Raw genomic sequence first — 23736 nt, 5'->3', positions numbered from 1 at the left:
AAATGAGTAAACCGGAGTTTTCGGATGAATTTGACTTTGAAAACAGAATACTTGATACATCAGAAATCCCTGAAGACAATATAGAGGGAGATAATCCTTTGCGCCCGAAAACCCTTTCGGAGTATATCGGACAGGAAACCGCAAAGGAAAATCTTAAGGTTTTTATTGAGGCTGCAAAAATCAGAGGAGAGTCGCTTGACCATGTACTTTTATACGGCCCTCCCGGACTCGGTAAAACAACACTTGCGGGAATTATTGCAAACGAACTCGGAGTTTCTTTAAGAATCACCTCCGGTCCTGCAATAGAAAAACCGGGTGACCTTGCCGCTTTACTTACAAACCTCAATCAGGGTGATGTGCTTTTTATAGATGAAATTCATCGTTTGAGCCGTTCGGTAGAGGAAATCCTCTATCCGTCAATGGAAGACTTTTCAATAGATATTATTACAGGCAAGGGTCAGATGGCAGCGTCTTATCATTTGCCATTGCCAAAATTCACTCTTGTGGGCGCTACAACAAGGGCAGGACAGCTTACAGCGCCCTTGCGTGACAGATTCGGTGTTATTTTAAGACTTGAGTTATACACTCCGCAGGAGCTTGCGCAAATAGTTACACGAAGCGCAGGTATTCTTGACATTCAAATCGAGCCTGACGGCGCACTTGAAATTGCATCTCGCTCAAGAGGTACGCCACGAATTGCAAACAGGCTTTTAAAGCGTGTGCGTGATTTTGCTCAGGTTATGTCTGACGGAATCATCACCTGCGACACCGCTCGCCTTGCGCTTGACAGACTTGAAATTGACGAACTTGGTCTTGACAGAAACGACAGACGCCTGCTTGAGGCTATACTCAATTTCTACAACGGCGGCCCTGTCGGTGTTGAAACTCTTGCAGCGGCTATCGGTGAGGAAGCAGTAACCATTGAAGATGTTTATGAGCCGTACCTGCTGCAAATTGGTTTTTTAAGCAGAACACCGAGAGGCAGATGTATTACGGCGGCGGCTTGCCGTCACCTCGGATACGATTTTCCGAAAGGTGCTGTAAATGCAATGCCGACACAACCTAATCTTTTTGATAAAAACTCACAAAATTAATAAATACAACTTTAAATACAAAACTTGGAGGAAAAACAATTATGGGCAGACTTTTTGGTACAGACGGCGCAAGAGGCGTGGCTAATACAGAGCTTACAGCCGAGCTTGCAATGAATATAGGCAGAGCAGCCGCAATGGTGCTTGTAAACGATGAAGTTAAGCATCCGACAATTCTTATCGGTAAAGACACAAGACTTTCGGGCGATATGCTTGAGGGTGCGCTTATTGCAGGTCTTTGCTCGGTAGGTGCAAATGTTAAACTTTTAGGTGTAGTTCCTACTCCGGCAGTTGCTTATCTTGTAAAGAAATACAATGCAGATGCAGGTGTAATGATTTCTGCATCTCACAACCCGTTTGAATTTAACGGAATCAAAATTTTCAGTTCAGAGGGATACAAACTCCCAGATGACCTCGAAAACAGAATCGAAGAAATCGTACTTGACCACGCAGTTCCTTATGCGACAGCAAATGACGGCGAAATCGGCAGAGTAGATACTCTTGAGTCTGCAGTTGATGATTATATTAATCATGTTGCAGAGGCTGTCGGCGAAGATTTAAGCGGTATGGAAGTTGCTCTTGACTGCTCAAACGGTTCATCTTCAAGAACCGCCGAAAAGCTTTTTACAAAACTCGGTGTTAAGGTTCATATGCTTTTTGATGAGCCTGACGGTATTAATATCAACAAAGACTGCGGTTCAACCCATACAAAGAAATTACAGGAATATGTAAGCAAAAATAAGCTTAGTGCAGGTCTTGCTTTTGACGGTGATGCAGACAGATGTCTTGCGGTTGACGAAAACGGTAATCTTGTTGACGGTGACTTTCTCATTGCTATTTGTGCAAACGATATGATGAAGAACGGCAAACTTAAAAAGAATACAGCCGTAGGCACTGTTATGACCAATATGGGCTTTTCAAAATTCTGCGAGGCTAACGGCATTGATTTTGTTTCCACAAAGGTCGGCGACCGTTATGTACTTGAGTCAATGCTCCAGAACGGCTATAATATCGGCGGCGAGCAGAGCGGACATATTATTTTCCTCGACCACTCAACAACAGGTGACGGTGAACTTTCGGGTGCTATGCTGCTTTCAATTATGAAACGCACAGGCGAAAAACTAAGCGACCTTGCAAAGATTATGGAGCGTTATCCGCAGGTACTTATCAATGTTAAGGTAAGCAACGAGGGCAAACTTTCTTTCTATACGGATAAGGAAGTTAAAGCGGAAATTAATCGTGTAACGGAAATTCTTGGCGACACAGGCAGAATTTTAGTTCGTGTATCAGGTACGGAACCACTCGTAAGAGTTATGCTTGAGGGCGAAAATCTTGAGCAGATTCAGGCTCTTGCAGAAGAGGCAGCACAGGTAGTAAGGGAAAGATTGGCATAATGCGTTTATCTGAAAATTGGAAGGATTATGAGCTTATTGACGCTTCTGACGGAGAGCGACTTGAGCGTTGGGGCAATATTATTTTAATTCGTCCCGATCCGCAGATTATCTGGTCAACAGAAAAGGAAAATCCGCTTTGGTATTCGGCTCACGCACGCTATCACCGCAGCAACAAAGGCGGAGGCAGCTGGGAGCAATACAAAAAAATCCCCGCACAATGGAGTATAAATTACGGCAGTCTTACATTTAACATAAAGCCTATGGGATTTAAACACACGGGTGTTTTTCCCGAGCAGGCTGTGAATTGGGACTTTGCCGCAGAAAAAATAAAAAAAGAGGGCAGACCTCTTAAAATATTAAACCTTTTCGGCTACACCGGCTGTGCAACGCTTGCGTGTATGAAAGCAGGTGCAAGCGTGTGTCATGTAGACGCTTCAAAAGGTATGGTACAGTGGGCAAAGGAAAACGCTGTATCAAGTAATATTGCCGACAAACCCGTAAGATGGCTTGTTGACGATTGTGCAAAATTCGTTCAGCGTGAAATCAGAAGAGGCAACCGATATGACGGTATCATTATGGATCCGCCGTCATACGGAAGAGGTCCGGGCGGTGAAGTTTGGAAACTTGAGGAACAGCTCTATCCGTTGGTTGAACTTTGCAGACAGGTTATGTCAGATGACCCTGCTTTCTTTATTCTTAATTCCTACACAACAGGTCTTTCGCCTGCGGTTATGGAATATTTGCTCGGCGTTTTGCTGAAAACAAAATTCGGCGGTAAGGTTTCAAGCAGTGAAATCGGATTGCCTGTAACTGACACAGGACTTGTTCTGCCGTGCGGCTCAACAGCTATCTGGGAGAAGTAATTAATGAAGTTTATCTCTATTCAAAATATATTTTTTTCTTATATGTCCGAAGACGAGGGTCAGCCTATAGTAAATGCAGTTGACGGCGTGTCTTTGGAAATAGAAAAGGGCGAGTTTGTAGCCTTGCTTGGTCATAACGGATGCGGAAAATCAACTGTCGCCAAACATCTGAATGCAATGCTTGTTCCCGACAAAGGAAAAGTATTTGTTGACGGCGACGATACGGCAGATGAAGAAAAAACTCTTGATATTCGCAAAAAGGTAGGTCTTGTACTGCAAAATCCCGACAATCAGCTTGTAGCAAGCGTTGTTGAAGAAGATGTTGCGTTTGGTCCGGAAAACCTCGGAGTTGAACCGTCTGAAATAAGGCGTAGGGTTGATGACGCACTGAAAGCCGTTGATATGTACGATTTCAGAAAAGACGCACCTTACAAACTTTCGGGCGGTCAGAAACAAAGAGTTGCTATTGCGGGCATACTTGCAATGCAGCCTGACTGCATCGTACTTGACGAACCTACCGCAATGCTTGACCCGAACGGCAGAGAAGAGGTTATGTCAACCCTTTTAAAATTGAATAAAGAAAAAGGTATTACCGTTGTGCTTATTACACATTATATGGATGAGGCGGTACTTGCCGACAGAGTAATTGTAATGGACAGCGGTAAGGTGCTCACAGAGGGAACACCCGACAATGTTTTTTCACAGGTTGAACTTTTGAAAAAGCACAGACTTGATGTTCCGCAGGCAACAGAGCTTGTCTACCGACTTATCGGCTGCGGTGCGAAAATTGACAAAATGCCGCTTGACAGTGACGAATGTGTTGATTTGCTTATGGAGGTGTTGAAATGAGTATCCTTGAACTAAAGAATATTTGCTACACCTACGGAGTAGGAACACCTTTTGAAAAAAAGGCGGTTAATGATGTCAGTTTTTCCGTAAACAAGGGAGAACTTATCGGAATTATCGGTCATACCGGTTCGGGTAAGTCAACGCTTGTGCAAATGCTTAACGGACTTATGAAACCGACAAGCGGTCAGGTTTTGCTTGACGGAGTTGATATATGGGACAAGCCAAAGGAAATTCGTAAAATACGCTTTAAAGTGGGTATGGTTTTTCAGTATCCCGAATATCAGCTTTTTGAAGAAACCGTATACAAAGATATTTCTTTCGGCCCTTTCAACAAAGGACTTTCACAAGAAGAAATTGACAAAGAGGTTCGCAGAGCCGCAAAATTTACGGGCATAAAGGACGAACTTTTGTATAAATCACCTTTTGACTTGTCGGGCGGAGAAAAGCGCAGAGCGGCTATTGCCGGTGTAATAGCAATGGACCCTGATGTTCTCGTGCTTGACGAACCGACGGCAGGACTTGACCCGATGGGCAGAGATGTACTTTTAAGTCAGATAGTACGCTATCACAAAGAAAGACAGAACACGGTTCTGCTTGTTTCTCACAGTATGGAGGACATTGCCCGTGTGGCAGACAGAATTGTGGTTATGAATAAATCAAAGCTCGTTATGTTTGACGAAACTCAAAAGGTTTTTGCGAGAGGTGACGAGCTTGAAAAAATAGGTCTGCGTATTCCGCAGATAACAAAAATAATGTCACAGCTCAGAAAAAGGGGAGTAGATGTGCCTGAGGGCATACTGACTGTTGATTCAGCGGTTGATTACCTTCTTCCTTTTATAAAAAAGGAGGCAAGGTAATGGTAAGAGATGTAGCTTTCGGTCAGTATTTCCCCGCAAAGAGCCTTATACACAAACTTGACCCACGAGCAAAAATTATTATGCTTATTGCTTTTCTGGTGCTTGTGTTCTGCACATTTAACTATGCCGCTCTTGCCGTTGTGGCAGTATGCACAGCCGCTATAGTTCTTATGAGCGGAGTGCCTGTAAAGTTTTATTTTAAAAGTTTAAAAATTATTATTTTCATAGTAATAGTAACTTCAATATTAAATCTGTTTTACGGTACGGGAGATCCGATATGGCAGTGGGGAATAATTAAAATTACGGTCAACGGAATTAACCGTTCCGTGTTTGTAACGGTTAGAATTATTTGTCTTATTCTCGCAAGCTCTGCTCTTACTTTTACAACATCTCCGACAGAGCTTACGGACGCAATCGAAAGATTGATGAAGCCTTTAAATAAAGTACATTTTCCTGTACACGAAATTGCTATGATGATGTCGCTTGCACTGCGATTTGTGCCTACTTTGCTTGAAGAAACCGATAAAATTATGCAGGCGCAGAAAGCAAGAGGAGCAGACCTTGAGGGCGGTAATGTCATTGCACGAATAAAAGCATTGATTCCTATTCTTGTTCCGTTGTTTGTTTCATCGTTCAGAAGAGCGTATGACCTTGCAACAGCTATGGAATGTCGTTGCTATCACGGCGGCGAGGGCAGAACAAGAATGAAGAGTATTCATATGGCAAAACGAGATGTTATCGGTTTGATAACAGTTGGACTTGTAATTTGCGGAGTGGTTTTATGCAACATATTGATTCCGGCAGCACTTTAAGAAATTTTAAACTTACAATTTCATATGACGGCAGGCAGTTCCACGGTTGGCAGATTCAGAACAACGCAATGACTGTGCAGGAGGCTTTTCAGACTGCATTGTCTAAAATTATCGGTGATGATTTTGATTTAAAAGGGTGCAGCCGTACGGACAGCGGAGTTCACGCAAATATGTACTGTATAAGCCTCAAAACTTCACATCCGATTGCCGATGTAAGGTTAAAAGCGGCATTAAACCGATGGTTGCCGCTTAGTATTGCGGTGCTTGACTGTGAAGAGGCAGACATTGATTTTCACGCAAGATACAGTTGCACAAGCAAGGAATATATTTATAAAATATGGAACACCGAAGTGCGAAATCCGTTTCTTGACGGTTATGCTCTTCATTACAGATATAAGCTTGACGAAGATATGCTTAACAGTGCGGCTCAGGCTTATGTGGGTACTCACGATTTTACTTCTTTTTGCACTCTCGACAGCAGAGAAAAAGGAGATATGACACGAACAGTAAAAGCTTTTTCGGTTACAAGAGAGGGTAATCTTGTAACTATTAAAGTAGAGGCTGACGGATTCCTTTATAATATGGTAAGAATTATGGTCGGTACTCTTTTAAGGATTCAGCAGGGAAAGATACCTGTTGACGGAATTGCGGGTATAATCGAAAAAAAAGACAGAAAATTTGCAGGCCCTACAGCACAGCCCTGTGGTCTGTATCTTAACAGGGTTAATTACGATTAAGGGGTTATTTACCTGAAGGAGTGAACAGAAATGTTTTCCGGTAAATTTGAGAAATCTAAAGATAATTCAAAAACAAAATCAAAACCAAAGTCAAAAGGCCATCGCTTTGCCGAAACAAAAGCAAAAAAGACTGACCGTGATGTTATAAGTTACGAAGATGTACCGCTTGAGGACTATGAACTTGAAAAAACAGAAATGTCGCCTGCGGCAGTCAAGAAAATAATTATTTCCGTATGTGTGGTACTTGCGGCAGGACTTGTAGTATTTGCTTTTGCCAACAGAGACAGACTTTCGCCCGAAAGTATTGCAAACTGGTGGACATACGATGTACTCGGCAATGCGGGTAACGGATATCCCGTATCTATTACGGGAACAGAGGTTAATACAAATAACTTTGTGCTTTCTGACGGACACATAGCTTATGCATCTGATACTTCCTTTGTCACTTTAAATTCATCGGGAAGTGATATATTCAGTACACAGCTTAAGTATTCAAAGCCGATTCTCGTAAGCAACAAAAATATGTTCCTTACATATGACCTCGGCGGCAAAGGATACGAAGTAAACTCGCTTGATAAGCAGCTTTTTGCATCAAATACGGATGATGATATTTACACTGCCGATATTGCATCTAACGGTGTATATGCAATTGTTACCGAGGGCAACGGTTATCTTTCTACACTTTTGGCTTTTAATAAAGATAATAACAGAATTTTCAAATATTCTTTTTCGGAATATTATATTACTTCGGTTACATTAAACAGTAACGGTACAGGCTGTGCCGCAACGGGTATAACTACTGAAAACGGTAAAGTCATTTCCGCAGTATATATGCTCGATTTTTCAAAGCAAGAGCCTGAACAGGTTATAAAAATTGACGGCGATGTAATTATCGCATCAAAATATTTGACCGACAACAGAGTTGCACTTGTGGGCAATACAGCGTCTTATGTTGTAAAAAAAGGCGATGAGAATTTTGTAACAAATTCTTATGAGTCAATGACACTTTCAAATTATTATTTTAATATGGATACATTGACATATGCGGTTGCACTCTCAAGAAGCGGCGACGGCAGAAGTTGCTCGGTTTATACATATGATTCAAACGGCTCTCAAAAATCTAAAATCGATACAGACAGCAAAGCTGACGCCATTTCGGTTTACAAGGACAAAATCGCTTTGCTTGACGGAAATACCGCAAATGTTTACAATACAAAGGGCGATAAAGTATTCGCAACCGAAACGGGCGCAGGTTCTAAAAATATAATTCTTTCTTCCGATACTACAGCTTATGTGCTGAGTGTAAATCAGATAAGATTTATTGAACTTAACAATAATCAGAAAGCAACCGAGAAAGTTGCGACTGATGATAAAGCCTAAAGAGGGGAATTTATGATACTTGACATAATTTTTCTTGCTGTTATAATTATCTTTATTATCAGCGGAGCAATCAGAGGTTTTGCAAGAGCAATTATGAATATAGCTGCGGTTGTAGCTTCGGCTATACTCTCAAATTTGCTTTCGGGTGTAATATCGGACTGGATTTTTAATTCTTTCGTCAGAAATGATTTAATAGCAAACCTCAACAATGCGGTAACAAATACAGAAATTTCCGTAAACAGTGCACTCGGCGATTTGCCGGGATGGGTGTCTTCTGTAGTTTCTTTTTTCTGCAACCTGTTTAATTTTGATGAACAAAGACTTGTAGATTGCTTTGTGGGAACGGCATCAACAGCTAAACTTACAGCCGTTCAGGTTACCGATAATTTTGTAAAACCTATTGTAACGGGTATATTCTCATTTTTTATTGCAATAATATTATTTATACTTTTGATAATTATTTTTAAATTGATTATTAAACTTGTAAATAAATTATTTGAATTACCTGTAATAAGTCCGATTAACAGAGTGCTCGGCGGTGTTTTCGGTGCTGCCGAGGGTATAGTTGTTGCTTTAATATGCCTTGCAGTGCTTGCGGTAATAATGGACTTTACAAATTCAACCGCTGTGCTCAATGAGGGAATAAGCGGAGTTGCTTTTTCAATTTTCAAACGCTGAATATAATAAAGGGGAATGAAAATGGACAACGAAAATAAAAAGATAATTAAGCAAAAATCAGATTTATGGACAGTACCGAACATACTTACATATTTGAGATTTGCACTTGTCGTACCGTTTGTTATTTTGTTTTTAAATGAAAAATATTTGGAGTCAGCAATATGTATTGGTTTGTCGGGTATTTCGGATTGTCTTGACGGATTTTTTGCAAGAAAATTAAATCAGGTAACTCAACTCGGAAAGCTGCTTGATCCTATTGCGGATAAAATTACTTTAATTTCGGTTATGTTTTGTATGGCTTTTTATGCGCCTAATGTAATACCGATTCTTGTAGTCTTAATAGCAAAAGATGTGGCAATGCTGATTGGCGGTGTTTCTCTTTTAAAAAGGAAAATAACTCCTCCTGCCGCCGAATGGTTTGGTAAACTTGCAACAATAGTTTTTTATTTTGCTGTATGTATAATAGTCTTTTTAAAGGCGGTTATAAATTACGAAAATTTGTTAATAGACGATATTTTACTTTCGATTACAGCTGTTGTTATGCTTTACGCTCTTTACAGATATGCTAAGATTTATATGGCACTTATAAAAGAGGACAAGGCAAAAAAGAAAGAAAAAAGCAAACAATAATCTCATTTTACTAAAAAATTTAGAAAAAACGACAAAAAAGAATTGCAAAATTTTCTGTTATGATATATTATATATGGTAACAGATTTAAATAGTGTTTAATTTTAACGATGTTTAAACTTGCGGTATTGTTTATCGCTTAAATAATTTATGTATAAAGGAGCAGACTATGCTTTGTAGCAGATGCGGAAAACGACCTGCTGTCGTTTTTGTTTCAACAAACAATCCACAGGATGAAGCCACAAAGGGTTATTGCCTTACTTGTGCAAAAGAGCTTGGCATAAAGCCTGTTGAGGACTTAATAAATAAGATGGGAATTTCAGATGATGATCTTGAAAATGTGCAGGATCAGATGGATTCCCTTATGGAGAATATGGGTGAAAACGGCGACCTTTCTCAACTTATGCAGCAGCTTGGTGCAGACAACCTTGCTGAAAGTATGGGCGAGTTAGGCGAAGACGGAGGCAGTGAGGACGATGATTTCTCACACGGCGCACCGACATTCCCGGCTTTCTTCAATAATATTTTCGGTGCTAAAAACGGTGAAAACAATACCGACGGTTCCGCTAAGAGCGGTGGCAAAAAGAAAGAGAAAAAAGATAAAAACAGAAAACACCTCAACCTTTATTGTGAGGATCTTACCAGAAAGGCAAGAGAGGGCAAAATTGACAATATTGTCGGCAGAGATAAAGAAATTGAGCGTGTTATTCAGATTCTTTCACGCCGTACAAAGAATAACCCTTGTCTCATCGGTGAGCCGGGTGTAGGTAAAACAGCGATTGCAGAGGGGCTTGCTTTAAGAATTGCAGACGGCAATGTTCCGCAGCGCCTTAAGAATAAAGAAATTCATCTTCTTGACCTTGCTTCACTTGTTGCGGGAACACAGTTCAGAGGACAGTTTGAAAGCCGTATTAAAGGACTTGTTGCCGAGGTTAAGGAAAACGGAAATATTATTCTTTTCATTGATGAAGTACATACACTTGTCGGTACAGGTGATAATGAGGGAACAATGAATGCTGCCAATATTCTTAAACCCGCACTTTCAAGAGGCGAGGTTCAGGTTATCGGTGCAACCACATTTAACGAATACAGAAAATATATTGAAAAAGACTCTGCGCTTGAGAGGCGTTTCCAGCCTGTAAAGGTAGGCGAGCCTACTATTGCGCAGACTGTTGACATTATTGCAGGCGTAAAAGGATATTATGAACAGCATCACCACGTTACTGTTGATAATGAAATTGTACGCAAGACTGTTGTGCTTTCAGAGAGATACATTACAGACAGATTTCTACCTGATAAAGCAATCGACCTTCTTGACGAAAGCTGTGCGTGTGCCGCTCTCCGTAATAAAAATATGGAAAAACACGACAAACTTATTGACGAACAGCAAAAACTTAATTTGCAGAAAGAGGCAATCTCCACTGCTGATGAAATCGACTACGAAAAACTTGCAAATGTAAATACCGCTCTTGCAAGAGTTGATTCTGAACTTTCAAAAATTGACCCTGAAACCCTTGTTTCTAAGGTTACAGAAGAAGATATTGCTACAGTAATCGAATTGTGGACAGGTATCCCTGCATCAAGAATCAGAGAAAACGAACTTGCTAAACTTGCAGGTATTGAAGATGCTCTTAAAAAGAAAATTATCGGTCAGGACGAGGCGGTGGAAGTTCTCGCATCTGCAATTAAACGCAGCAGAGTGCAGATTTCTCCAAGACGCAGACCTGCATCGTTTATTTTCGTAGGTCCTACAGGCGTCGGTAAAACCGAACTTGTAAAGGTACTCAGTCAGGAACTTTTCGATACTCCCGAAACTCTCATACGACTTGATATGTCGGAATTTATGGAGAAACACTCCGTGTCTAAGATTATCGGTTCACCTCCGGGATATGTAGGTTATGATGAGGCAGGACAGGTTACGGAAAAAGTAAGACGCAGACCGTACTCCGTACTTCTTTTCGATGAAATCGAAAAAGCACATCCTGATGTACTCAACATTCTTCTTCAGATTCTCGATGAAGGTAAAGTTACAGACGCGCACGGCAGAGCAGTAAACTTTGAGAATACTGTAATTGTAATGACTTCTAATGCAGGTTCGGCAAATAAAGAGAATGCTCTCGGCTTCGGTAAGTCATCGGAAGAGGCGTCTAAAGAAAAGGTAATGAAGGCTCTTTCAGAGTTTCTTCGCCCAGAGTTTATTGCCCGTGTTGATGAAATCATTGTATTTAACAGCCTTAAGGAAGATGATTTTGTAAAGATAGCCAACCTTATGCTTTCAGAGTATGTTCCTACAATGGAAGAAAAGCACATCAAGTTTAGCTTTGATGAAAAGGCTTGCGAGTACCTTGCAAAAAAATCTTGCAACGGCAGCAGTGGTGCAAGAGATCTTAGAAATACTATCAGAAGAGAAGTAGAAGAAAAGATTGCCAACGCAATGATAGAGGCAGGCTCGGCATCGCTTTCAGCAATTAATATTACATCTGACGGCGAAAGCATTAAACTTGAGTCGGTTTAATAAATTTATTTATAGTTAATAATTAAAGGAGCTGTAAAAAACAGCCTAAATAAAAAAACGACTGCATTTCTACCTTTCGGTTATAATGCAGTCGTTTTTTTATTTGATCTTGTTTGCTAAGAAAATCAGAATTTAATTTTTTCTGAAATGTACTCGTTAAGTTTGTCGATAGCAACTCTTTCTTGAGCCATTGTGTCACGATCACGGACTGTCACGCAGCCGTCATCAACTGATTCAAAGTCATATGTGATGCAGAACGGTGTACCGATTTCGTCCTGTCTTCTGTAACGCTTACCGATTGAACCTGCATCATCGTAATCAACCATAAAGTCTTTGGCAAGCATATCATAAACTTCCTGTGCTTTATCGTTGAGCTTTTTAGAAAGAGGAAGAACAGTTGCCTTGAACGGTGCAAGTGCAGGGTGGAGGTGGAGAACAACTCTTGTGTCTTTCTCGTCGATAACTTCTTCATCGTAAGCCTCAACCACAATTGCAAGGAACAGACGCTCAACACCGAGTGACGGTTCAATTACATATGGAATGTACTTTTCATTTGTCTGTGGGTCAAAGTATTCAAGTGACTTGCCGCTTGTCTTCATATGCTGTGTAAGGTCATAGTCGGTTCTGTCAGCAACGCCCCAAAGTTCGCCCCAACCGAATGGGAAGAGGTATTCAAAGTCTGTAGTAGCTTTTGAATAGAAGCAAAGCTCTTCTTTTGCATGGTCACGAAGTCTTAAGTTTTCGGCTTTCATACCAAGTGAGTAGAGCCAGTCACGGCAGAAACCTCTCCAGTATTCAAACCACTCAAGGTCTGTACCCGGCTTGCAGAAGAACTCAAGTTCCATCTGCTCAAATTCACGAACACGGAAAATAAAGTTGCCCGGTGTAATCTCGTTTCTGAAAGACTTACCGATCTGCGCAACGCCGAAAGGTACTTTCTTACGGCTTGTTCTCTGAATGTTTGCAAAGTTTACGAAAATACCCTGTGCAGTTTCCGGACGAAGATAAATTTCGTTTTTGCTGTCCTCTGTAACACCCTGGAATGTTTTAAACATAAGGTTGAACTGACGGATGTCTGTAAAGTTGTGCTTACCGCACTGTGGGCAAGGAATTTGCTTTTCTTTAATATATTCAGTCATTTTCTCGTTTGACCAGCCGCTTACATTTGTACCGTCAAAATCTTCGATAAGGTTGTCTGCACGGTGACGGGTTTTACATTCCTTACAATCCATAAGCGGGTCAGAGAAACCGCCGAGGTGACCCGAAGCTACCCATGTCTGCGGATTCATAAGAATTGCAGAGTCAAGCCCTACATTATACTTGTTTTCCTGAACAAACTTTTTAAGCCAAGCCTGCTTGATATTATTCTTGAGAGCCATACCGAGTGGGCCGTAGTCCCATGTGTTTGCAAGTCCGCCGTATATTTCCGAACCCGGATATACAAAGCCTCTGCCTTTACAAAGAGCAACAATTTTGTCCATAGTCTTTTTTGAATTGTCCATATCTGTAACCTCATTTCAAATATTTACAAAATCATATACATAAAATTATACTATTAAATAATACTACAAACTGCCGCTTATGTCAATTAAAATGTGGTAATATACTTTTATTTAGTTGTTAAAATAGTTGTTAAAATTTTGATAAAAAATTTATTAATTTATATAAAATACCTTGCATTTCTTTAAAAAATAGTGTATAATAATTATACTCACAAATTTGAGTAAATAAAAGGAGGATTTTCCAATGAGAAAAACAAATAAGGTTCTCAGTCTTACAGTTGCAGGACTTATGGCATTTTCTACATCTGCCGTAACCGCTTTTTCAGTATCAGCAGCTGAAGATGTAACCGACACAAAAATTTATTTTGAAGTTCCGACCGAGATTTGGGCAGACGCTTTAGTAAAAACAGATGTAAGTGCACTTAAGGTTTACGCTCATACATATGCAATTGCCGGGGATCCTGATTATAAGGAAACGTCATGGCAGACAAAGGGTGAGGTTTGTAAATATGTCAGTGGCAACATCTATTCGTACGATATTGATGCAAAATATAAAAGAACGCTTAAAGATGGTGCGGATTATGTAGCTATTTTCTCAATTGTAGGCGACAAGGGCTATCAGACATGTAATGTAACCATGGGCAAGTCATGCTACGGCGATACAATTGTTGTTACAGGCGAAACATACGAAAACTCTCAAGACTCACAGAAAAAGGACTATAGATCAGTTTGGAAGAGCGAAGCTAATGCCGCTGTTTACGGTCCTAAGCTCGAAATCACATCAACAGGTCGTGTAGTAGGCGAGAGCATTCCTACAAGTATCACAGCTGAAGAAATGGTAGCTCAGTTCCTCCATGACTATGGTGTAAAGAATGCTTCTATCCTTACTCCTGAAAAGGTACAGGAAACTTGTGCAAACGAGTTCATCAATGCAGCTCCTAAGGATGTTTACGATTTATATGTATCTAAGTATGCCGATGAGCTTGCTGATCCTGAAACATATCCTAACACAGCATCTGCTGAAAAAATTGCTGAATACCTCGGCGTTACACCTGAAGCTGAATCTACATATGTAGTAGCAGGTTCAGAAGAGCTTTGCGGTGTTTTATGGAAGGGTAGCCCGGAAGAAGCTCCTGAAAATGTAATGACAAAGAATGCTGACGGTACATATACAAAGGTATTTAGCGGAGTTGCTCCTGCTGAAAAGCTCCAGGTTAAAGTTGCTGAGAATACAGCTAACGGCGAGCAGAACTGGATTGGCGATGCTACAGGCAATAATATAACATTTGATGTAACAGATACATGTGATGTTACTGTTACATACAACCCATCAACAAGCGAAATTACAGTAACAGGCGATGCAGTAAAGCTTGTTACAGATATTGAAATCACAAGCATGAATGCTGTTGGTAACGGTGATCCTGATGATGAATCATGGTTAAACGGCGTAGCTTGGGATCCAACAGCTAATGCGATGGAGCAGGTTGCAGACAAGGTTTATGAGATTACATATCACAATGTACCTGAGTTTGACAACTACCAGGTTAAGTTCGCAGCTAACGGCACATGGGCTGACAGCTGGGGCAGTGCAGAAGAGGGCTTCACACCTGAATCCGGCGTTGCATTTGACGCTGTATACAACGGTCAGAACATCACTGTAAATGTACCATATGAGCTTGCTGATGTAACACTCAGAATTGACCTTTCAAACTTCAGCTATGCTACAAAGACAGGTGCAGTTGTAACTGTTACTGTTACAGATACTGTACCTAAGACATATATTGGCGATGTAACCGGCGACGGCAAGATTGATGCTAACGACGTCACAACTCTCCAGATGTTTATTGCTAAATATGCTGATGTAACTGTTAATGAGGCAGTTGCTGATGTTGACGGCAATGGCAAAATCAATGTTCTTGATGTAACTGCTATCCAGAAGTATGTTGCAGGCGGTTTTGACGGAACAGGCAATGCAGGCAAGGTTCTTGAGAATATTGCTTAATCTGCTGATTAAATAAAATAATGGCTCTATGTCAATAGTTGGGGTAAACCCGAAAAAGAAGAATTGAAACGAACAAGCGATAGTAAATCAAGCTATCGCTTGTTTTTGCATTTGGTGAGAAAACATATGTAAAATACGGTTACGGAAACGCTTAAAATTTCTGTAACCATAAGCATTACGCTTAAGTACCTTAATCTTGTTGTTGCAGCCTTCGGTAAAACCGTTGGTGATAGCAGAAGAAAAAGAATTCAGAATACCTGGAAGCCAATTGAGCATAGAGTTAGCACATTTTACAAATTGTGCAATACCACAGTCTAAAGCAGAATTTATCCAATCAGAAAAAGCTGTTTTTGCAGACTGTCGGTCTTTGCAATCAAGGATTTTAAGGAAATCCTCTTTGTAAAAATGAGCAGTAGAAAGAGTTGGAGAAGTAAAAAGCATAACATTTACCTGTTGTTTTTGTTCGTCAGAAAGGAGGTCAAATCTTTTTAGTAAAAGCTGTCTTGATTGCTTGAAGTATCTGCGATGAGATTTGCTGAATTTCTTTTGTTCCTGCTTACGAACAGCCTCAAAAGCCCAGATAACTTGCCGTATCCAATGGTATTTATCAACAATCTGTGAGGCATTTTTAAACCACACAGAAGAAATATTAGAGTAGGGTTTCCACATATCACTGACAAAAAACTGAACCTTGTCACGCTGTGACTTATCAAAATGGTTAAAATACTCAGTTAGGAAATGCGCATATCTTTTTGGAAGAATGTCCAAAACAACCTTGTTGACAGGATCGGTGAGAATACATTGATACTTTTCACTGTTCGTATTGCCTTTAAATTCATCAATAGAAATAGCAGATGGGAGCTTTTTAGGAGCGTAGGAAACTAAATCAAAAACCCTGATTACGGAGCTTACAGAGAGGTTAACCTCTCTTGCAACGCTTGAAAAAGAAACTTCATTTCTCAATTTGTCAATGATATACAAAGACAATCTGTTAGTCATACGATGATAACGAGGGAGGAAATCGACATTTTCAGGGAAACGCTTGCCACAGGAGCAACGATATCGACGCTTATAAAGATGAATAAAGATGTGCTTGCCAAAGGCAGGAATATCCTTTATAGGCTGTTCACGATAATCGTGAACCTTATCAGTTAAATTGCCACAGCAAGGACATTTGTGAGGTTTTCGTTTTAACCGGCAGTTAATATGGATTGAATTATCAATTTCTTCAATTTTTTCTATATCAACATCTTGCAATCCTAAGAGTTTTTCGGTAAAATATTTGTAGAGCATATTTGTTCCTCCGTTTCTGGTTTCTAGTCAATTCCATTTTAACGGATTTTAGACAAATATGCTCTACTTTTTTTAAAATTATTTTTGTAGGATCTATTTGTTACCCCAACATTTATTATAGAGCCAAAATAATTTATTAAATTTCAGGCGATGGCTCAGGCTGTCGCCTGTTTTTTATAAAAAAATAATACATTTAAAATAATCTCTTGATTTAAAGTTGACTTTAAGTTGTAATATAATATTGTAAAAATAAAGTATATTATATCTATCATATTGGTGGTACTTATGTCAAAGCTTTTAACTGTATATTATTCGCAAATTGTAAAATGAAGATGAAAGAATAAAAAAGAATATCCATAGAAACGATTTCGTAGTAGAATTAACTTACCACACCCAAATTCGAAAGGAATCGTCACTATGGATACACTTAATTTTACACCATCACAAGAAAGGTCACCATTTAATAAGAGAAGAACGATACTATATATCAATCAGGCTTAATATAGACCACCGGTCGGTTTACAAAATAGCAAAAGAACTTCATCGTCCATACAATACAATCAAACAAGAGGTACAGTGTGGAACGAGTATTTGTATACAGGAACGGATTTTATGTGTGACGGCGGAGCAACCGCAAGTTATTACTACGGCCCTTTAAAACCGAATAATTGATAAAAACATAACTGTTAAAAACATAGCTGCGATTTTTATATTTTACTTGATTTTATCGGTATTTTAGGCTATACTTTTATTAAATGAAAAAAAGACAGGGTGATATTTTTGGCTGATAAGAATAAATCTGTTCAGAACGAATTTAACGAAGACGGCGCTTTGATTGCTTTGACGGACGAAAACGGCAAAGAAGTTGTTTTTGAAATTCTCGGTGTTGTTGATTATGACAATGATGAATTTGCTGTTTTGATTGAGAACAGTGCAAATGCTGATGAGGTCGTTATTTTCAAGATTCAATCTCTTGATGATGAAAACGAAGAATTTGTCAGCATTGAGGACGAAGAGCTTTTGAATAAGGTTTTTGAGCTTTTTAAAGCTCAGTATGACGGCTATATGAAATTTGAATAATGCCAATTATTAAACAGATTTTTAATAATTGAAAATGTATTGATTCTGACTTGCCAAAAGTCGATTTTTATCTGACTGTTGGCAAGTTTTTTGTATGGAGGTCATTGTGGATTTATTAAAGGACAGTGTAAAAAATTTATATTTCAGGTATCTTTTTCCGTCAATGGGCAGTGCTGTAGTAGCGTCTGTATATTTGATGACTGACGCTGTTGTAATAGGCAAAGGAATTGGCGATAACGCACTTGCGGCGCTCAATATGACAACCCCGATAATCAGCTTTATGCTGTCAATCGGTATATTGTTTGGCATTGGCGGCTCGGTGTTATTCAGTGTACATAAGGGTACGGGTGATGACGAAAAAGCAAATAAATGCTTTACCACAGCTTTGCTCGGTGTTTTGACGGCTGCGATAATTATTTGCGTGTTATTTAATATTTTTGACAAGCAAATACTTTCGCTTATGGGTGCAAAAGACGAACTTTTTGATTTGGCTTTTGATTATGTACGGTTTTATTACTATTTTGCAATTCCGAGTGTGTTGGTTAATTTTTGTTCCGCTTTTGTACGAAGTGATAAAGACCCTAACCGTGCCATGATTGCTGTTACAGCCGGCGGAATTGTCAATGTAGTGTTCGACATTGTTCTTGTTTATCCTGCGCAGATGGGAATGGCAGGTGCGGCTATTGCGTCGGTATCGGGTATTACGGTGCAGTTGTTGGTTTGTCTTACTCATTTTCTTTCAAAGAAAAATACAATCAGAATATCTAAACCGATTAAGGTATTAAAAAATACTTTTCAAATTCTAAAAGGCGGTTTGTCAGGATTTATTACCGAACTTTCAAATGCGATTATTATATTTGTATTTAATTTACAATTGTTAAATTATTGCTCAAATGCGGAGCTTGCCGTGTATGGTGTTCTTGCAAACTGTGCAATACTTTTCAATGCTTTGTTTGTGGGTGTAGGTCAGGCTGTACAACCTGTTTCGGCATTCAACTTTGGTGCAGGGCAGAACGGCAGAATAGCAAAATTGCGTAAATATGCCTACTCAACAGTGCTTATAATGGGCGTTGTTTTTGCATTATCGGGAATACTTTTCCCTGAATTAGTTGCATCGTGCTTTATCGACCTTACAGATGCAACACGAGAGGTAACTAAAACCGCTATGCCGATTTACTTTATTGCGTTCTTTGCAATGGGTGTGAATGTGCTTTCAACCTACTATTTCCAGTCATTGATGAAAGGCGGTTATTCGCTTGCGGTGTCAATGCTTAGAAATATTATTATAAGTTCGGTTTTGCTTATTACATTGCCTATGCTTTTCGACGGTTTTGCAATATGGTTTGCAATTCCGATTACCGAGGCAGTTGTTGCGGTTATAAGTTTTATATTACTAATTAAGAGCAATAAACAAATGAAATCAAAAGTATAATGGAGAAAATATGGACTATTCAAAAGTATTATCACAACAGTTTCAAATTAAAGAAGAGTATGCAAATAACATAATTTCTTTGCTTGATGACGGCAATACAATTCCGTTTATTGCCCGCTATCGTAAAGAAATGCACGGCTCAATGGACGACCAGCTTATTCGTGAATTCAGCGAAAAACTTGAGTATCTGCGTTCTCTTGATAAAAGGAGAGAGGAAATTCGCACCCTTATTGACGGTCAGGAAAAACTTACCGATGAAATAAGTCTTGCGCTTGACAAGGCGGAAACTCTAAGCGAGCTTGAAGATATTTACAGACCTTATCGACCAAAGAGAAAGACAAGAGCCTCTGTGGCTAAGGAAAAAGGACTTGAGCCGCTTGCCGAAATTATCCTTAAGCAGGAGAGCAAATGTGACCCTGTTGCTGTGGCAGAGGAGTATGTTGATGAGGAAAAAGGCGTAGCAAATGTTGAAGATGCATTGCAAGGCGCAATGGATATTATTGCGGAAACGGTTTCGGATAATGCGGAAATCAGAAAGCGCATAAGAAACCTTGCGAATGTGAACGGTGTAATTTCTTCCGTTGCCGTAGATGCAGAAAAGGACAGCGTTTACAGACAGTATTACGACTACAAAGAGCCTGTTAAAAAGATTGCCGACCACCGTTTGCTTGCTGTAAACAGGGGCGAGAAAGAGGGCTTTTTAAAAGTCAGCGTTGAAATGGATACCGAAAGACCGCTTAATTCCATTGCAAAGGTTATGATTACCAATCCTGCCTGTGCGTGTGCAGACATTGTAAAAACCGCTTGCGAGGATGCATACACAAGACTTATTTTCCCGTCTATTGAGCGAGAAATCAGAAATGATTTAACGGAAAATGCCTGCGAAAATTCAATGAAAGTTTTTGGTGTAAATCTTCGTCAACTGCTTATGCAGCCGCCTGTTAAGGGCAAAACTGTACTCGGACTTGACCCGGGCTACCGTACAGGCTGTAAAGTAGCGGTTGTTGACGGCACGGGAAAGGTACTCGACACAGCGGTAATTTATCCTACACATTCAGAGGTAAAGGTCAGAGAGTCAAAGCAAAAACTTTTGCAGCTTATTAAAAAGCACAATGTAGATATTATTTCAATCGGCAACGGCACAGCAAGTAAGGAAACCGAAATGTTTGCGGCAGATGCAATCAAAGAGGCTGACCACCCCGTTTATTATATGGTAGTCAGCGAGGCAGGCGCTTCGGTTTATTCGGCATCAAAACTTGCGGCAAAGGAATTACCGCAGCTTGACCTTACACTCAGAAGTGCGGTTTCCATTGCAAGAAGATTACAAGACCCGCTTGCAGAGCTTGTAAAAATTGAACCAAAGGCAATCGGAGTCGGACAGTATCAGCACGATATGCCGCAGAAAAGACTTGGCGAAACACTTGACGGTGTGGTTGAGGGTTGCGTAAACTCTGTAGGCGCCGACCTTAACACAGCATCTCCTGCATTGCTTTCAAGAATTTCAGGTCTTAACAGTACGGTTTGCAATAATATTGTTGCTTATCGTGAGGAAAACGGTGCATTTACTTCTCGTGCCGAATTAAAGAAAGTTCCAAAGCTCGGACCAAAGGCTTTTGAGCAGTGCGCAGGCTTTTTAAGAGTACCTGAAAGCAAAAATCCACTCGACAACACAGGTGTTCACCCTGAAAGTTATAAGAGTGCGAAAGAGTTGCTTGCACTTCTTGATTATTCGGATAAAGAAATTAAAGAGGGTAAATTTACCGATTTGGCAAACAGAGTTGCGGCAAAGGGAACTAAAAGCCTTGCCGATACACTTAAAATCGGTTTGCCTACTCTTGACGATATTGTAAAGGAGCTTTCAAAGCCAGGCAGAGATCCCCGTGACGAACTGCCTGCACCAATGCTCCGTTCCGACATTCTCGACATCAAAGACTTAAAGCCTGATATGGTACTCAAGGGAACTGTCAGAAATGTAATTGACTTCGGTGCATTTATCGACATCGGTGTTCATCAGGACGGACTTGTTCATATCTCGCAGATTTGCGATAAGTACATTAAGCACCCGTCGGAGGTTCTCAAGGTTGGCGATGTGGTAGATGTAAAAATCATAAGCGTTGACCCCGAAAAGAACAGAATCAGCCTTACAATGAGATTTTAAAACAGAACATAAGATAAAGCCGCTCTATCGTGTGATAAAGCGGCTTTGTTAATAAAGGCATGGTTTGCACGCAAAGTTTAGTTTTATAAACTTAAAATTTAGGTCAACCCTTTTTAAAGGGTTGCGGGTTTGGGCAGAGCCCATAAAACAGCAAAAATCGCACTGGTTTTAAGAATAAATAAACAGTTGTAATTATATCGTAGAATGGCTGAACTTTAGACTGCTCAAGACTTTAGTAGAAAACAAAAGTTAAGACCAATGAGTGGCAGAGAGTAAGTAAGTTACGCTTGAGTATCAGTAGAGAAAAAATATTCTAAAGTACAGAAAAGTTTTTTTGTGTGACTAATTTACCCTTGAAAAGTGGCAAATTAGTAGCTTGAGTAGCGTGGCTTTCCTCTTTATTGCTGTCGCAATTAAAAGGCTTGCGCCGTTGTGTTCAAGTCGCCAAACGGCTTGCCGTTTGGCTATCAAAAATTTGCGATAGCATAAAGTTTTGTGGGCGTTGCCCACACCCACAACCTTTGAAAAGGTTAACCAAACTTTTAACTTCGGGACGGAAAATTTGGCTTTTACTTTACTTTGTTACCTGACCGAGAGAGTGTTAAACCATAAATTAATGCTCACCTATTAACAAAAAGTTTTTTAAAATGAACAGCAAAAGCGGTATCGAAAAACGATACCGCTGAATTTTATGCTATATTAAATTACTCAATACCAAGTAGTTTTTTAGATGCGTCTACAAGACTGTCTTTAATGCTTTCTGCATCGTTGAAGTCTTTTCCGACTGCTGTGATGTAAGCCTTAATCTTTGGCTCTGTACCGCTCGGACGAATAATTACGCCGTTGTCACCCTCAAGACCAAATGAAATTACATTTGAAGTCGGGAGATCAATAGCAGTCTTTTCGCCTGTTACTGTGTCAAGCTCATACTTAAGGAGATAGTCGGAAACCTTAACAACCTTTTTGCCGTCAATTTCAGTAGGAATATTCTCTCTGATTTCAGCCATAATGTTGTTCATTTTTTCCATACCTGCCGCACCGTCAAATTCAAATGCAGATGTATGGTTGAGGTAGTAGCCGTACTCCTCATAAAGTGAGTCAATAACCTGTGCAAGTGACTTGCCATGTTTCTTATAGAAAGCAGCCATTTCGCAAACAAGCATTGATGCAACTACTGCGTCCTTATCACGAACATAAGTACCTGCAAGGTAGCCGTAGCTCTCTTCAAAGCCGAATACATATCTGTCCTCTTCGCCTTTCTTTTCAAGGTTGAGGATAACTTCACCGATGTACTTAAAACCTGTAAGAACATTTTTAAGTTCACAGCCGTACTTTTCACAAAGCTTGTTGATAAGCTTTGTTGTAACAATTGTCTTAACCAAAACAGGCTTTTCGGGAAGTGTGCCGTTTGCCTTGCGTGAAGAAAGAATATAGTCTGTAAGCATAATGCCGTCTTCATTACCTGAAATAAGGCGGTAGCTGCCGTCGTAATCTTTAACCGCAATACCTACACGGTCTGCGTCAGGGTCTGTTGCAAGAAGAAGGTCAGGCTGTACTTTTTCGCAAAGTTCAATACCTTTTTGGAGAGCCTCTTTAATTTCAGGGTTCGGGTACGGGCAAGTGGTAAAGTTGCCGTCAGGAAGCTCCTGCTCAGGTACAACTGTAATTTCTTCAACACCGATTTTCTTAAGAACTTTTCTTACAAGTTTGTTGCCTGTACCGTTGAGTGGGGTATAAACTACCTTTAAGCCTGCACCCTCGCAAACGCCCGGGTTTACCTGCTGTTCCATAACTTTTTCAAGGTAGCTGTCATATACATCTTCGGAAACATATTCAATAAGACCGCTCTTAACAGCCTCGTCAAGGTCAGCAATCTTTACATCTTTAAACATATCAAGTTTGCAGATTTCGTCATATACAATGCCAGCGGCAACATCTGTCATCTGACAGCCGTCCTCACCGTATGCCTTATAGCCGTTGTACTTTGCAGGGTTGTGGCTTGCTGTTACCATAATACCTGCCTGACACTTGAAGTAACGAACAAGGTAAGAAAGTACTGGTGTAGGCTGTAATTCTGAAGTGATATAAACCTTGATTCCGTTGCCTGCAAGAACTCTTGCAGCCTCAATCATAAAGAGGTCAGCCTTGATTCTGCTGTCATGAGAAATTGCAACAGAACCCTTACCGTACTTCTGAATAATGTAGTTTGCAAGTCCCTGAGTAGCCTGACGAACTACATAAATGTTCATTCTGTTAGTACCTGCTCCGATTACGCCTCTAAGACCTGCTGTACCAAAGGTGAGAGCCTTGTAAAAGCGATCATAAATCTCGTCCTCGTTGCCCTTTATGCTTTCAAGCTCAGCAATAAGGTCAGCGTCTTCGGTAGCGTTTTCTAACCATTCATTGTAAAGTTTCATAAAATCCATAAATAACCCCCGAGATATACTTTCACCGCAAAAAAATGC

Annotated in this window: 19 protein-coding genes; 16 read left to right on the top strand and 3 right to left on the bottom strand. The window is 40.1% G+C overall.

The features are described 5' to 3' along the window. Positions 1–2 precede the first annotated feature (2 nt). The 11 genes from ruvB (at position 3) to KGF34_RS04530 (ending at position 11804) form a co-directional block, all read left to right on the top strand. The gene (gene ruvB, locus KGF34_RS04580) at positions 3–1094 is read left to right on the top strand and encodes a Holliday junction branch migration DNA helicase RuvB (protein WP_252559977.1); all 1092 of its coding nucleotides are present in this window, start codon (positions 3–5) and stop codon (positions 1092–1094) included. A gap of 41 nt (positions 1095–1135) precedes the next feature. Then, positions 1136–2485 (top strand): phosphoglucosamine mutase, encoded by a 1350-nt coding sequence (glmM, locus tag KGF34_RS04575; protein WP_252559976.1) that lies wholly within the window; start codon positions 1136–1138, stop codon positions 2483–2485. Next, positions 2485–3348: a class I SAM-dependent methyltransferase gene (locus KGF34_RS04570; protein WP_178586389.1), complete on the top strand. Its 864-nt coding sequence runs from the start codon at positions 2485–2487 to the stop codon at positions 3346–3348. The genes glmM and KGF34_RS04570 overlap by 1 nt, the downstream gene beginning before the upstream one ends. Positions 3349–3351: 3 nt before the next feature. Next, positions 3352–4197, top strand: coding sequence for an energy-coupling factor transporter ATPase (locus KGF34_RS04565; RefSeq protein WP_022235367.1), 846 nt, complete (start codon positions 3352–3354; stop codon positions 4195–4197). Then, the gene (locus KGF34_RS04560; protein WP_022235368.1) at positions 4194–5054 is read left to right on the top strand and encodes an energy-coupling factor transporter ATPase; all 861 of its coding nucleotides are present in this window, start codon (positions 4194–4196) and stop codon (positions 5052–5054) included. The genes KGF34_RS04565 and KGF34_RS04560 overlap by 4 nt, the downstream gene beginning before the upstream one ends. Then, positions 5054–5866 (top strand): energy-coupling factor transporter transmembrane component T, encoded by an 813-nt coding sequence (locus tag KGF34_RS04555; RefSeq protein WP_252559975.1) that lies wholly within the window; start codon positions 5054–5056, stop codon positions 5864–5866. The genes KGF34_RS04560 and KGF34_RS04555 overlap by 1 nt, the downstream gene beginning before the upstream one ends. Further along, entirely contained in the window at positions 5836–6603 is a 768-nt protein-coding gene (truA, locus tag KGF34_RS04550; RefSeq protein WP_252559974.1) for a tRNA pseudouridine(38-40) synthase TruA, read from the top strand. The genes KGF34_RS04555 and truA overlap by 31 nt, the downstream gene beginning before the upstream one ends. Before the next feature lie 30 nt (positions 6604–6633). Next, entirely contained in the window at positions 6634–7983 is a 1350-nt protein-coding gene (locus KGF34_RS04545; RefSeq protein WP_249376952.1) for a DUF5711 family protein, read from the top strand. A gap of 12 nt (positions 7984–7995) precedes the next feature. Further along, the gene (locus KGF34_RS04540) at positions 7996–8661 is read left to right on the top strand and encodes a CvpA family protein (RefSeq protein WP_195410109.1); all 666 of its coding nucleotides are present in this window, start codon (positions 7996–7998) and stop codon (positions 8659–8661) included. 21 nt (positions 8662–8682) lie between these two features. After that, positions 8683–9291, top strand: coding sequence for a CDP-alcohol phosphatidyltransferase family protein (locus KGF34_RS04535; protein ID WP_186934567.1), 609 nt, complete (start codon positions 8683–8685; stop codon positions 9289–9291). 167 nt (positions 9292–9458) lie between these two features. Then, entirely contained in the window at positions 9459–11804 is a 2346-nt protein-coding gene (locus tag KGF34_RS04530; protein WP_186934568.1) for an ATP-dependent Clp protease ATP-binding subunit, read from the top strand. Between the two features lie 125 nt (positions 11805–11929). Here KGF34_RS04530 and KGF34_RS04525 read toward each other — a convergent pair whose 3' ends face one another. Continuing rightward, positions 11930–13306, bottom strand: coding sequence for a glycine--tRNA ligase (locus tag KGF34_RS04525; RefSeq protein WP_252559973.1), 1377 nt, complete (start codon positions 13304–13306; stop codon positions 11930–11932). Between the two features lie 244 nt (positions 13307–13550). On the opposite strand from KGF34_RS04525, the gene KGF34_RS04520 reads away from it, so the two are divergent. Then, positions 13551–15308, top strand: a complete 1758-nt coding sequence (locus KGF34_RS04520; RefSeq protein ID WP_252559972.1) for a dockerin type I domain-containing protein — start codon at positions 13551–13553, stop codon at positions 15306–15308. A gap of 87 nt (positions 15309–15395) precedes the next feature. On the opposite strand, the gene KGF34_RS04515 is transcribed toward KGF34_RS04520, so the two are convergent. Next, positions 15396–16601 carry an ISL3 family transposase gene (locus KGF34_RS04515; protein ID WP_252558941.1) on the bottom strand — a complete coding sequence of 402 codons (1206 nt, stop codon included), beginning with the start codon at positions 16599–16601 and terminating at the stop codon, positions 15396–15398. 340 nt (positions 16602–16941) lie between these two features. Here KGF34_RS04515 and KGF34_RS11820 point away from each other — a divergent pair, with 340 nt between their 5' ends. The 4 genes from KGF34_RS11820 (at position 16942) to KGF34_RS04500 (ending at position 21271) form a co-directional block, all read left to right on the top strand. Next, a complete protein-coding gene (locus KGF34_RS11820; RefSeq protein WP_354667457.1) occupies positions 16942–17259 on the top strand; it encodes a helix-turn-helix domain-containing protein in 318 nt (105 codons plus the stop codon). Positions 17260–17381: 122 nt separating this feature from the next. Next, a complete protein-coding gene (locus tag KGF34_RS04510) occupies positions 17382–17681 on the top strand; it encodes a DUF1292 domain-containing protein (RefSeq protein WP_022235377.1) in 300 nt (99 codons plus the stop codon). Between the two features lie 106 nt (positions 17682–17787). After that, positions 17788–19113, top strand: coding sequence for an MATE family efflux transporter (locus KGF34_RS04505; RefSeq protein ID WP_252559971.1), 1326 nt, complete (start codon positions 17788–17790; stop codon positions 19111–19113). Positions 19114–19123: 10 nt separating this feature from the next. Further along, positions 19124–21271 carry a Tex family protein gene (locus tag KGF34_RS04500; protein ID WP_252559969.1) on the top strand — a complete coding sequence of 716 codons (2148 nt, stop codon included), beginning with the start codon at positions 19124–19126 and terminating at the stop codon, positions 21269–21271. A 704-nt stretch (positions 21272–21975) separates the two neighbouring features. On the opposite strand, the gene KGF34_RS04495 is transcribed toward KGF34_RS04500, so the two are convergent. Next, on the bottom strand, positions 21976–23697 hold the full coding sequence (locus KGF34_RS04495) for a phospho-sugar mutase (protein WP_252559967.1): 1722 nt from the start codon (positions 23695–23697) through the stop codon (positions 21976–21978). Positions 23698–23736 lie beyond the last annotated feature (39 nt).

This window comes from Ruminococcus sp. FMBCY1 (assembly GCF_023921805.1).
Lineage (GTDB): Bacteria > Bacillota > Clostridia > Oscillospirales > Acutalibacteraceae > Ruminococcoides > Ruminococcoides intestinale_A.
This window is presented reverse-complemented; position numbering and strand designations above follow the sequence as displayed.

What these genes read in the sequence shown, in the direction of transcription:
- ruvB (WP_252559977.1), top strand. Translation starts at nt 3, where the DNA reads ATGAGTAAACCGGAGTTTTCGGATGAATTTGACTTTGAAAACAGAATA.
- glmM (WP_252559976.1), top strand. Translation starts at nt 1,136, where the DNA reads ATGGGCAGACTTTTTGGTACAGACGGCGCAAGAGGCGTGGCTAATACA.
- KGF34_RS04570 (WP_178586389.1), top strand. Translation starts at nt 2,485, where the DNA reads ATGCGTTTATCTGAAAATTGGAAGGATTATGAGCTTATTGACGCTTCT.
- KGF34_RS04565 (WP_022235367.1), top strand. Translation starts at nt 3,352, where the DNA reads ATGAAGTTTATCTCTATTCAAAATATATTTTTTTCTTATATGTCCGAA.
- KGF34_RS04560 (WP_022235368.1), top strand. Translation starts at nt 4,194, where the DNA reads ATGAGTATCCTTGAACTAAAGAATATTTGCTACACCTACGGAGTAGGA.
- KGF34_RS04555 (WP_252559975.1), top strand. Translation starts at nt 5,054, where the DNA reads ATGGTAAGAGATGTAGCTTTCGGTCAGTATTTCCCCGCAAAGAGCCTT.
- truA (WP_252559974.1), top strand. Translation starts at nt 5,836, where the DNA reads ATGCAACATATTGATTCCGGCAGCACTTTAAGAAATTTTAAACTTACA.
- KGF34_RS04545 (WP_249376952.1), top strand. Translation starts at nt 6,634, where the DNA reads ATGTTTTCCGGTAAATTTGAGAAATCTAAAGATAATTCAAAAACAAAA.
- KGF34_RS04540 (WP_195410109.1), top strand. Translation starts at nt 7,996, where the DNA reads ATGATACTTGACATAATTTTTCTTGCTGTTATAATTATCTTTATTATC.
- KGF34_RS04535 (WP_186934567.1), top strand. Translation starts at nt 8,683, where the DNA reads ATGGACAACGAAAATAAAAAGATAATTAAGCAAAAATCAGATTTATGG.
- KGF34_RS04530 (WP_186934568.1), top strand. Translation starts at nt 9,459, where the DNA reads ATGCTTTGTAGCAGATGCGGAAAACGACCTGCTGTCGTTTTTGTTTCA.
- KGF34_RS04525 (WP_252559973.1), bottom strand. Translation starts at nt 13,306, where the DNA reads ATGGACAATTCAAAAAAGACTATGGACAAAATTGTTGCTCTTTGTAAA.
- KGF34_RS04520 (WP_252559972.1), top strand. Translation starts at nt 13,551, where the DNA reads ATGAGAAAAACAAATAAGGTTCTCAGTCTTACAGTTGCAGGACTTATG.
- KGF34_RS04515 (WP_252558941.1), bottom strand. Translation starts at nt 16,601, where the DNA reads ATGCTCTACAAATATTTTACCGAAAAACTCTTAGGATTGCAAGATGTT.
- KGF34_RS04500 (WP_252559969.1), top strand. Translation starts at nt 19,124, where the DNA reads ATGGACTATTCAAAAGTATTATCACAACAGTTTCAAATTAAAGAAGAG.
- KGF34_RS04495 (WP_252559967.1), bottom strand. Translation starts at nt 23,697, where the DNA reads ATGGATTTTATGAAACTTTACAATGAATGGTTAGAAAACGCTACCGAA.